This is a genomic window from Halorientalis regularis, from assembly GCF_023698535.1.
Lineage (GTDB): Archaea > Halobacteriota > Halobacteria > Halobacteriales > Haloarculaceae > Halorientalis > Halorientalis regularis.
In genome coordinates, this window is sequence record NZ_JALJCL010000029.1 from 1 (window position 1) to 11,150 (window position 11,150).

At 67.5% G+C, this 11,150-nt stretch carries 11 protein-coding genes and 1 pseudogene; 1 reads left to right on the plus strand and 11 read right to left on the minus strand.

Going from position 1 to position 11,150, the window contains the following annotated elements; translation table 11 throughout:
• Window positions 1-338 precede the first annotated feature (338 nt).
• From lrp to MU521_RS20960, 10 genes are all read right to left on the minus strand, one after another.
• Window positions 339-803: an HTH-type transcriptional regulator Lrp gene (lrp, locus tag MU521_RS20915; protein WP_092695708.1), complete on the minus strand. Its 465-nt coding sequence runs from the start codon at window positions 801-803 to the stop codon at window positions 339-341.
• Window positions 804-806: 3 nt separating this feature from the next.
• Entirely contained in the window at window positions 807-1,172 is a 366-nt protein-coding gene (gene glnK1, locus MU521_RS20920; RefSeq protein WP_092695706.1) for a nitrogen regulatory protein GlnK1, read from the minus strand.
• A complete protein-coding gene (locus MU521_RS20925) occupies window positions 1,169-2,518 on the minus strand; it encodes an ammonium transporter (protein WP_092695704.1) in 1,350 nt (449 codons plus the stop codon). Before MU521_RS20925 ends, glnK1 begins: the two co-directional genes overlap by 4 nt.
• 441 nt (window positions 2,519-2,959) lie before the next feature.
• A complete protein-coding gene (locus tag MU521_RS20930) occupies window positions 2,960-3,454 on the minus strand; it encodes a DUF7519 family protein (protein WP_139171225.1) in 495 nt (164 codons plus the stop codon).
• A complete protein-coding gene (locus MU521_RS20935; protein ID WP_092695700.1) occupies window positions 3,451-4,743 on the minus strand; it encodes a DUF58 domain-containing protein in 1,293 nt (430 codons plus the stop codon). The genes MU521_RS20930 and MU521_RS20935 overlap by 4 nt, the downstream gene beginning before the upstream one ends.
• Window positions 4,740-5,270, minus strand: a complete 531-nt coding sequence (locus tag MU521_RS20940) for a DUF7269 family protein (RefSeq protein WP_092695698.1) — start codon at window positions 5,268-5,270, stop codon at window positions 4,740-4,742. Before MU521_RS20940 ends, MU521_RS20935 begins: the two co-directional genes overlap by 4 nt.
• Window positions 5,270-5,932 (minus strand): DUF4129 domain-containing protein, encoded by a 663-nt coding sequence (locus tag MU521_RS21765; RefSeq protein ID WP_092695696.1) that lies wholly within the window; start codon window positions 5,930-5,932, stop codon window positions 5,270-5,272. The genes MU521_RS20940 and MU521_RS21765 overlap by 1 nt, the downstream gene beginning before the upstream one ends.
• Window positions 5,933-6,009: 77 nt before the next feature.
• Window positions 6,010-6,993: a porphobilinogen synthase gene (hemB, locus tag MU521_RS20950; RefSeq protein WP_092695694.1), complete on the minus strand. Its 984-nt coding sequence runs from the start codon at window positions 6,991-6,993 to the stop codon at window positions 6,010-6,012.
• A gap of 44 nt (window positions 6,994-7,037) precedes the next feature.
• Window positions 7,038-7,808 (minus strand): CPBP family intramembrane glutamic endopeptidase, encoded by a 771-nt coding sequence (locus MU521_RS20955; protein WP_092695692.1) that lies wholly within the window; start codon window positions 7,806-7,808, stop codon window positions 7,038-7,040.
• Between the two features lie 210 nt (window positions 7,809-8,018).
• Complete coding sequence (locus MU521_RS20960) at window positions 8,019-10,223, minus strand: (Fe-S)-binding protein (RefSeq protein ID WP_092695690.1); 2,205 nt, start codon at window positions 10,221-10,223, stop codon at window positions 8,019-8,021.
• 162 nt (window positions 10,224-10,385) lie between these two features.
• Here MU521_RS20960 and MU521_RS20965 point away from each other — a divergent pair, with 162 nt between their 5' ends.
• Complete coding sequence (locus MU521_RS20965; RefSeq protein ID WP_092695688.1) at window positions 10,386-10,994, plus strand: hypothetical protein; 609 nt, start codon at window positions 10,386-10,388, stop codon at window positions 10,992-10,994.
• A gap of 37 nt (window positions 10,995-11,031) precedes the next feature.
• Here the strand turns inward: MU521_RS20965 and MU521_RS20970 are convergent.
• A pseudogene (locus tag MU521_RS20970) lies at window positions 11,032-11,150 on the minus strand (IS6 family transposase); the annotation flags it as partial.

Genomic DNA, 11,150 nt, shown 5'->3' on the forward strand with positions numbered 1-11,150 from the left:
CACCCTTGGGCGTGCGCTTGAACAGCGGGACGTTGAACGTGAACGGAGGCTATTCTCCTGCCGACGATGAGTCGGCCAGAACGGGAGTCCACGCTGAATCCCACCGCTTTAGCGGTGGGTAGCTCAACGCGCCCATCGCGTCGACGCACGGGTAGCAGCGTCTCGCAGTCGAGATCGGTGGCCCCCGACACCACCACCGCCGCACGACACGCTGCCCCGTGCGTGTGTCGTGTCGATTCCGCTTCCCGGTTCGGGGTGGGCGCGCCTGTTCGAGTGGACGGATGCGGACACGCACCTGTCCGGTGCTGCGATGGGGTCGAGAAAAAAAAGCGCGTCCGTCAGTCCTCGGTTTCGAGGTCGACGGCGAACTGCGCGTTCTCCCGGACGACGTCGAGGACGACGCTCGTGTTGGCCGCCTCCACGTCGGGATCGGTCAGCAGGTCCTTGATCTTGCGGTTCATCTCGTCCGTGTTTCTGAACTTCCCGACCGCGACAACGTCGTGACTGCCGGTCACCTCGTAGACGCTGACCATCCGCGCGTGGTCACGCAGGCGGTCGACGACCGCCTTGAGGCCGTTGCCGTCCACGCTGAGGTGGAAGACCGCGGTCACGTCGTACCCGAGCCGGTCGTAGTCGACGACCGGTCGGTAGCTCTCGATGATCGCTTGGTCTTCGAGATCCGACAGCCGCTTCGAGACCGTCGTCGCCGCGAGACCGGTTTCGCTGGCGATCTCGCGGGCGCTGGCCCGGCCGTCGGCAAGCAGCGCGTTCACGATACGACGGTCGGTGTCGTCAACTGCCATCCGTCAGACCGCGTCGCGACCACGTTTGTCGGTCCGGATCTGGACGGCGTCGTCGACGTCGACCACGAAGACCTTGCCGTCACCGGGTTCGCCGGTGTGGGCGGCGTCCTGAATCGCGTCGACGACGTCCTCGGCCGGCACGTCGGCGACGACCGTCTCCAGCTTGACCTTCTCGTGCAGGTCGACGACGTACTCCTCGCCGCGCCACTGGCCTTTCTTGACCGGCTGGCTCCCGCGGCCGCGGACGTTCGTCACCGTCAGCGAGGGCGCGCCGACCTCGGCGAGTCCTTTCTTGACATCCGACAGCTTGCCGGGTCGGATGAACGCGATCACCATCTTGATGTCGCCGTCGTTGGGTGCGTCACTCATTCGTCGTCACCTCCTTCGATCTCGCTCGTCTCGCTCGCGATGCCACCGTCAGTCTTGTACGTCGGATCGGTCCCGCCGTCGGTCATCGTCGCGTCGTCACCGAGCGAGAACTCGGGGTAGGACTCGACGCCGTGTTCCGCGATGTCGAGGCCTTCGCGCTCGTGGGTCTCGGAGACACGTGCCTGTCCGAGTGCTTTCAGGATGCCGAAGACTATGCCGGTCGCGAGGACCGTCCAGACCGTGATCGCCAGCACGCCAGCGACCTGCGTGATGACCGCGTTCACACCGGCGAAGCCGCCGGCGGCGACGAACGGGTACGCGAGCGTCCCGAGGACACCGGCGCTCCCGTGGACGGGGAAGACTGCACACACGTCGTCGATCTTGAGCGTCTTCTCGACGAAGCCGAAGACGATGGGGAGCTGCGCGCCGGCGAGTGCGCCGACCACGATTGCGCCCCACCAGCTGGCGACGTTGGGGATCGCCGTGATCCCGACGAGGCCGGCCAGCAGCCCGTTCGCGACGTACAGCGTGTCGACTTTGCCGGTCTTTGCGAGTGCGACTGCGCCGGCACCGATGGCACCCATCGCCATCGCCAGGGTCGTCGTCAGCGCGACGCGACCGAGGACGGCACCGTTGAACAGCATGCCGCTGTCACCGCTCGTGAAGATCGCGGCCGTGCCCACGTTGAACCCGTACCAGCCGAAGGCCAGGATCAGCGTACCGAGCACGGCGAACGTCAGCGAGTGACCGGGGATGACGTTGACGCTGCCGTCACTGTTGTACCGGTCGATCCGCGGTCCGAGGACGTAGGCGGCCGTGAGGCCGGCGATGCCGCCCATCCCGTGGACGATCATCCCACCCGCGAAGTCCTGGAAGGTCGTCCCGAGGTACTGGGAGAAGTACGCACCGGACCAGGTGATGCCCGTGACGACGGGGTAGATGATCGCCGCCAGCAGGAACGTGTAGGTCACGTACGCACGGAGCTTCGCGCGGCCCGCGACTGCCCCGGAGACGATGGTTGCCGCCGTCATGGCGAAGACGGCCCCGTACAGCCAGCTGCTGGCCCACGAGGACGGATCGGCACCGGCAGTCCAGGCGAAGCCACCGCCACCGACGAGACTACTGACTCCCGCACCGATCAGGAAGAACGCTATCACCCCGACCGACCAGGTCAGCAGGTTCTTGGTCAACTGGTTGGCGACGTTCTTCGAGCGTACCTGTCCCGCCTCCAGCATGGCGAAGCCGGCGTGCATGAAGAAGATCAGGAACGACACGACCAGGATCCACGTGAAGTTCACTGCGCTGGCGACTTCACTCACGCCGACCTGCAACAGGAGCGGATCCATCAGGCCGACACCCCCGTTACACGGATGCCGGAATTACCCGCGTGTTTGTCTAACTTTTCACCGAAACGCGCTATGCTCGTTTGGTATTTCACGAGAGAAGATCATGGAATCCCACTACATAAGGCTTAGCTTGAAAATCGGGCAGTTTCCAACTCTTGGGTATACGAACGTTGGAATTACAAGAGACTATTATCGATATAAGGTTGTATTCCGTCCAGTCTCTGGGCACTTGTTCGCGCCATTTCCGGACGTTCGTCAACCGGGGTTCGGACGGGTTACCCGTTCGTAGCCGGTGCGCGCGCACAGGTTCCCGGCACGATGTCTCAGACGCCTGTTTGGTACTGATTCGTTTCGCTAATCGCTATTTCTGGTGAAAGTTTTCGAATTTTCGATACTGGCCGACTGTTCGGACAGTTCCAGCACGTACCCTATCTGAGAGTGTCACGTGGGGTGGTCCGTTGTGAGTGCGAGCGCGGCGGTCAGGCAGATGCCCCCCACGAGCAGGAGGCCGACGCCGACCGGTGTGGCCTCGACCGACACGACCGTGGGTGTGATTGCGACGCCGGCCGCCGCCAGCGTGACGGCGGTGGTTCCGGCGGCGTGGGTCGCCTCCAGCCGATGGGCGTCGGCTCCCTCGTCCAGCGCCGTCCGGAGTTCGGTGGCCGTCCGCCCGACCGTCCAGGCGACGACGACGGCTGCGCCGGCACCAACCAGCTGTGGGGCCCCAGCGCCCGCCACGCCGCCAGCCACGACCGCGCCGAACTGTCCGAGGCTCCCGACCGTGACGAGCGTCGCCCGGCCCCGGAACGCCCCGACGGCGATTCCAACCAGCCCGAGCGCCCCCACCACCGTAGCGAGCGCCCCGACGCCCGCGAGGACGAACGCCACGACGGCCGCGCCCGTCGCGTACCCGGCGGCGAGCCGACCGGGCCTCACCGCGACCACCCCGCGGTCGCGAGCGCGCGGTCGATCCGCTCGCTCGGCCCGACGTCCACGACGGGGACGCCGCTGGCGCGAACGTCGGCGAGTCGATCCCGGCGCTCGAACTGCACGAGCGTCCGACCCGCCGAGTCGTCGGCCGTCGGATCCGGGCTGACGACACTGACCGGCGTGCCCAGCGCGGCGATCCCCTCGATCAGCCCCACCACGGCGTCGTCGACCGCCGGTGTCAACACGATCACTTCGGCGGTCCCGGGAAGTCGCTCGCGGAGCCACCCGCGACCGGCGTCGGTCGGATCGGCCGCCGTGCCTCCTCCCTCGCCACTCTCGTCGTCACTTCCTCGCTCGACCGGGCGAGAGAACAGTTCCTGTGCGCGCTGCTCGTGTGCGCGCCCGCGACCTGGCGCGAGCCACGCTCGCTCCGGACCCAGCGTCGCGACGCCGACGCGGTGGTCGTCGGCTGAGAGACCACCGAACAGCGCAGCAGCCGCCGACAGCGACCGCTCGACTGCGGTTTCAGCTTCCGGGGTCGGTGCCACCGCCGCCACGGGGCGGGTGTCGATCACGAGAACGACCGGGAGCGACCGTTCGGGGTGGAATTCGACCGTCGCCAGCTCGCCCGTTTTCGCTCGCCGCCGCCAGTCGACCCGGCTCAGGGGGTCCCCCCGCTGGTACTCCCGGATCGTCCGGAAGGTCAGGCCGTCCCCGGAGCCGTCGACGGTCCGTCGGCCGGCGTAGCGGGCGGTCGCGGCCCGAAGCGGGAGTCGCTGGCCGTCGTCGAGTCGCGGCGGCTCGCCCATCTCCGTCGCGTCGTCGGCCTCGACCTCGACTCGCCGTTCGATCACGCCCGCGGCGTCCCGGAGGAGGGCCGTCACCGGCTGGAACTCGTGGACGCCCGAGGCAGCCTCGACCGTGTAGGACAGCGTCGCCGTCCCGCCGGGTCGCAGGCTCGTCCCGAGACTCGGCGCGCCCTCGACGACCCGGAGCGCGGACGGGACACCGTCGACCAGTCGACACTCCGGAATCGTCCGGTCGCCGACGTTCTCGACCGCGAGCCGGACCGTCACCTCGTCGCCGGGTTCGGGGTCCGGATCGTCGACCGACCGGGTGAGCGCCAGCGTCCCGTCCGGCGGCGCGACCACGCGACCGTACGCCAGCAGTGCGACCGCGAGGGCGGCGACGGGCAACAGTGCCGGCGTCCAGGTGAGGAGGCCGACCGCGCCGGCGAGCAACGCCGCGGCGCTCAGCCCGTGCCATCGGTCCGTCCGCTGGACCGTCCCGGTCACGCCGCCACCTCCCGCAGTGCCGCCAGCGCCGCGCGGGCCCGCCGCGAGAACGTCGGCTCCCCGCGCAACACGGTCCGCACCCGGTCCCGGCGCGAGGGCGGCCGTTCCTCGAAGAAGGCCAGCGCGGCGTCGTCGTCGGTCCAGTCGCCCGCGGTCAACCGCTCGCGCGCCTCGACCCGCGAGCAGTCCAGTCGGTCGGCCAGCACGGACACGGCGACGGTCTCGATCCGCGCTCGCAACCGCGCCTGGTCGTCCCCGTCACGCGTCGAGAGGGCGGCCAACTGTCGGTCGATCCCGTCGCCGGGCACCGGCCGGCCCCTGTCGCCGGGGTTCGGGAGTGACCCGTCGGCGACCGTCGTCGACGAGCGGTCGAGCGCGGCCAGCCCGCCGATGCCGCCGGCCAGCAGCGCCGAGCCGACGAGGACGACCACCGCCAGCCCGCTCCCGCCGACCGACAGCGGCGTGAACACCAGCACCGCGCCGGCGGCCGTCGACGCGAACCCGACCGCGAGCAGGACCCGCCGCATCAGTCCTCACCCTCGCGGTCGAGTGCGGCCAGGGCGTCGCGAGCGCGGTCCTCCCGGTCCTCGGTCGGTTCGGCCGCGCCGTAGCGTACCCGGTCGAACAGGTCGGTCAGCCGCTCGACTGGATCGGTGGCCACGCCCGCACGGGCCGCCTCACGGGCGAACTCCCGGGGTGTGGTCGTCTCGCCGTAGGGCACGTCGAGTTCCGTCACCATCGTCCGCCAGGCGCGGTACACCTCGTTGTCCGTCGCGGCGTCCGGGACGAGCGCGTCCGAATCGGTCGTGCCGCCGTCGCCGTCGTCGGGGTCGACTCGCACGTCGGGTTCCGGGCGCTCGTCGGAGTTGCCCCGCTGGCGTCGGAGGCCGGCAAGCGCGAGGCCGGCGACGACCACGGCGGTGACAGCCAGCAAGAACAGGGGGCTCACCGTGGGAAACAACCCGGCGACGAGGCCGTAGATTCCACCGATGGGACCGAGTACGCTGACGCCGCCAGGGCCACTGCCCCCGAGGCCGCCGCTGCTCGCGTTCGCGCTCGTGTTCGTCGTGTTCACCGGCCCGCTCGCCACGCTGGGCGGATCGAGGTCCGTGGCGGCGGTGGCACCGACGGCGAGCGCCAGCGCGGCCGAGAGGGCGATCAGGGCGATCAGAGCGGGGCGGCGTTGCACGGACGACGATTCGTCCGCCCGTGTCTTGAAGACTGGCCGACGTTTTCCGAATCAGAAAATCGCCGAAACTCGGTGACTTACAACTGCTCGGCCACGTCCTCGGCGAAGTACGTCAAAATCAGATCCGCACCGGCTCGCTTGATCGAGAGCAACGACTCGTGGGCGACCGCTTCCAGATCGAGCCAGCCCTTCTCGGCGGCCGCGTGGAGCATCGCGTACTCCCCGGAGACGTTGTAGGCCGCGACGGGGTGGTCGAACTCCCGGCGGACCGCGCTCACCACGTCCAGATAGGGCAGGGCGGGCTTGACCATCAGCACGTCCGCGCCCTGTTCCACGTCCAGTTCGACCTCGCGCATCGCCTCGCGGGCGTTGGCCGGGTCCATCTGGTAGTGGCGGCGGTCACCGAAGGCCGGCGCGCCGTCGGCAGCGTCCCGGAACGGGCCGTAAAAGGCGCTCTCGTACTTGGCCGCGTAGCTCATGATCGGCACGTCCGGGTAGCCCGCGCCGTCCAGTCCCTCTCGGATCGCACCGACCATTCCGTCGGTCATCGAGGAGGGCGCGACCATGTCCGCGCCGGCCTCGGCGTGGGAGACGGCCGTCTCCGAGAGGCGGTCGAGCGTCTCGTCGTTCTTCACCGTCAGTGTGGGATCGTCGGCCGCGTTCTCTTCGACTACCCCGCAGTGCCCGTGGTCGGTGTACTCGCACATACACACGTCCGTGATGACGTACGCGTCCGTCTCGTCGGTGATCGCTCGGACTGCGCGCTGGACGACGCCGTCCGCGGCCCAGGCCCGGGTTCCTCGCGGGTCTTTCTCCTGGGGGATGCCGAAGACGATGACCGCCTCGACGCCGGTCTCGCGGACCTCTTCGACGCGGGCGACGGCCTCGTCGACGGGCACGCGCTCGTGGCCGGGCATCGAGGGGATCGGCTGGCGGTCGTCGGTCGTCGCGTCGACGAACACGGGCGCGATCAGGTCACTCGCCGAGAGGTCGACCTCGCTGACGAGCGACCGGACGCCGTCCCGCCGGAGCCGACGGGGCCGGTGTGTGAGGTGGTCCATACCCTGACGTATCCGCGGTGTGGGCAAAAGCACACTGTTCGCAGTCAGAGCGTGACGATGCCCAGTTCGACCAGCAGCCACGCGCTGGCCATGATCAGCGAGTTGTAGAGGCCGTGTAAGCCGATGGGCACCCAGATCGACCCGGTCCGGTGGTAGCTGTACCCGAACCCGAGACCGACGAGGAACACGATTGCGAGCATCACGGCCGCCCAGAACGGCGAGTAGCCCAGATACGAGGGGAGATGCAGCAGCGCGAAGAGGACGCCCGCACCGACGATCGCGACGGCACTCGATGCCACCTCCCCGAGGTACTGCTGGATGACGCCCCGGAACAGCGCCTCCTCACAGGGCGCGACGACGAACAGCGACAGCGGGATCATCGCGAGCATGAGCGCCTGCGGGTCGAGCCCCGTCTCCGTGACGCGAACCGGCAGCAGTGGGCCACCCAGCGCGTGGGCGGCGAGGACGGCGACCGACCGGACGGCGAACAGCGCCACCGCGCCGCCGACGACCCACGCCACCAGCCGGCCGCGACCCGGAACGTCGAGTCCCACGTAGCCGACGCCGCGGTCGGTTGCCTTGACGAACGTCAGCGCGGCCACACCGAAGCCCAGTTCGGCGAGTCCGAGCGCGAAGGCGACCGTCGGGACCGTCGCCGGCAGGAAAAACGTGGGCACGATCAACACGGCGCTGCTGATGGCGGCGAATATGGTCAGGCCGACTGCGACCACACTGCGTTTCAGGCGTGGCCAGTCGCGTCCCTCCGCGAGCGATCCGGCGTCGATCCGGTCCGGCCGGTCGATCGGGTCGGACATGTGTCTCTACCTTCACCACCGACTGAAATACAGTTTTCTCCACACGAGACGGTCCGCGGTGCGGGACCGAGGCGGGGCTGTGCGGTTTGTGGCGGCGGTCCGGGGACAAGCACAGCAACCGCGAGCGCGTCACCAACGCGCTCGCGGCTTTTTCCCCACGTTTTTGCTCGGGGGTGCGCGGAGCGCACCCCCCGATGGAAAAAGTGGGTTCTAGTCGTCGGCGGGCGCGGACTCGCCGCCGGCGGCCGCGCCGGCGGACACGCCGTCGGACTCGACGGCTTCGACGAGCAGCTCGGCCACGTCGACGATCTCGATATCGTCCTCGAAGTTGCCGGTCTTGCGGCCGTCCTCGTACATCGTCATGCACATCGGGCAGGCGACGACGAACTTCTCGACGGCGTTGCCGGCCTCCGTATCTTCCAGCGCCTCCCGGAGGCGTTCCTCGCTCGGTTTCTCCTCTTCGTCCATCTCCATCCAGAGACCGCCGCCACCGCCACCGCAACAGAACGAGTCGTCGCGGTTGCGGGGCATCTCGTGGAGGTCACAGCCCGTCGCACGGATCAGATCACGCGGGGCCTCGTACTCGTCGTTGAACCGGCCGAGGTGACACGGGTCGTGGTACGTGACGGTGTAGTCGAGTTCGGTGCCGCGCAGGCCAAGTTTCCCGCGGTCGACGAGTTCCTCGACGGCCTGGGTCCAGTGGTAGATGCCGGCGTCGGGGCTCCAGTCGTCGTCCTCGATGTCGAAGTCCATCATCGGGTCGTCGGCGAACTCCGCGAAGTCGACCTCCGGATACTCGTTTTTGAACGTGTTGAACGAGTGGGGGTCGGTACAGACGATCTTCTCGAAGTTCACGTTCTGGAAGTTCTCGACCATCGTCGCGGCCTGTTCGACGAACAGGAACTCTTCGCCCACGCGACGGATGTCGTTGGCGTCGTAGACCTCGTCGTCGTAGAGGATGCCAAAGTCCACGTCGGCCTCCTGGAACAGTTTCGCCAGCGACTTGGCGACCTGCTTGTTGCGGTCGTCGAAGGAGGGGTAGTCGCCGACGTACCAGAGGAACTCCACGTCCTCCTCGCGGGCGTCGGCCACGTCGAACTCCAGGTCCTCGGTCCAGTCGCCCCGGTTGCGCTGGGAGTTGCCGAAGGTGTTGCCTTTCTGCATGACGTTCTGGAACACGTCCTGCAGGCTGGGCTGGATCTCGCCCTCGTCGGTGAGCTGGCGGTTCAGCCGGGTGAAGGTCTTGAGATGCTCGATCTCGACCGGGCAGGCGTCCATACAGGCCATGCAGGCCATACAGGACTCCATCGTCTCGGCCTGGATCACCGCGTCGTCGGAGTCGCCGACGATGGTCTTTTCCTCACCGCCCGATTCGACCTGTTCGCGGTAGTTCTTCAGGTCGAGGATCACGTCCCGCGGCGAGAGGTTGCGCCCGGAGGCGTTGGCCGGACAGACCGAGGTACAGCGGCCACATTTCGTACAGGCGTCCTGGTCGAGAATCTCCTTCCAGGAGAACGAGTCCATCGACTCCGCGCCGGTGTCGGCGTCCAGATCCGCGGGGATGCCGGGCAGGCGTTTGCCGGCTTTCTCGTCGCGCGTGACGACGTTGGCGAACGACGAGATCATGTGGAACGGCTTGGCGTAGGGGATGGCCGCAATGAAGGCGAACGCCAGTAGGGCGTGGGACCACCAGATGGCGGGGTAGGCCGCCGTCGCCATCTGGGGCGTGATGCCGGCCGCGACGAACACGTCCTTGAGGAACCAGCCGACGAAGCTCACAGTCTCGAAGGACACGTCACGGGTGGCGCTGGTGCCCAGAATGCGGATCGCTTCGGTGACGAACCCGCCGACGCCGAGCAGGAACAGCGACCAGATGAACAGGTGGTCTTCAAGACTGGAGTTGGGGCCCCTGAGCCGTTCGTTCCGGACGACGTAGCGCCGGTACAGCGCCATGCCGATCCCGACGACGAAGAGCAGACCCATGAAGTCCATCACGAGAGAGTAGGAGAGATAGAAGTCCCCGTTGAAGATGGAGAAGCTCTGGCCCGTCAGGAGCTTCCCGCCCTTCTCGAGGAAGTCCATGTCGATGGCCAGGATGGTCGTCCCGATGAGCAGGGTCAGAAAGCCCCACATGATGAACGAGTGCATCAGGCCGCCGTAGAGGTCACGGTCGAACTGTTTCTGATTCGTAAAGACGATCTTGGACGCCTCACGGATTCGCCCGCCGAGGTCGTCCATGCGCTCGAACCAGTCCTCGTCACCCTGTGCGTACCGGTCGAACCGACGGTACACACCCCAGATGAGAACTGCGATCGTCAGCGCCGCCAGGTAATAAAAGACGACCTCTCCGATGTGGCTGATCTGCCACATCGTCGGGCGCGTGACGGTGTCACCCGCCTGCAACGGTAGTACCATGTTGTGGTTGTGTGGAAGTTACGCGCTTAAGTCTTGCCAAGCGCCAGCATACCCACGGTACACAACCTGTCAGCGATTTCTCGGCATCCGTGACCCGCGATCAACCGCCCCCAGCTACGGCCGGCAATACCTTTTTGTACGCGCGTCGACCGTCCAGTGACGATGGATGAGAAAACCGAGGAACTCCGGGATCTCTTCGTCGAGGTCACCGACGAGGAGACGGTGACCGAACGCCAGGAGGAGGGGCCGGGGTCGCTCACCGACGCCGACGAGGCCGCCGTCGCCGACCGCATCGCGGCCGTCGTCGCGACCATGCGGGAGCGCTACGACTTCGTGACCGACCTCGACGACGACGCCCTCGCGACCGTCGTCCGCGGGTTCTACGACGGCGCGAACGACGCCGCCATCGCCGAGACCGTCGACGAAACCCCCGAGGACGTCTTTCGCGCCCGCACGGACCTCCATCTGCTCGACGACGAGGACACCGAGTTCCCGTTCGACCTCGCCGACCTCCGGGACGCCCGCGTGGACGCCGAGGACCCCGACACAGCCGCGCTGGCCGACACGCTCGATGCCGACCCCGAGGCCGTCGAGCGCGCCCTGCTCGTCGCCGACGCCCAGAAAGCGATCCGACGTGTCAGCGGCCGCTTTCAGAGCGAGTTCGAGGACGCCATCCCCGACGCCGCCCTCTCGATCCGCCTGACCGACACCGCCCAAGAGAGCGGCCTCGACGAAGCCGCCGAGGACATCGAGACGGACACTAAATTCTGAGCCCACTTTTTATTACGGGGGGTTCGCCAGGTAGTGTTCAGATTAGCTGATTCCATGCGAAGGCGAACGATTGGAGCCAGTCGTCGGCTGTTTCTCGCTCGGCGTTGCTGAAACAATTTGAGAACGAAGAGGTACGGCGTTTTACCTCACGAAAGA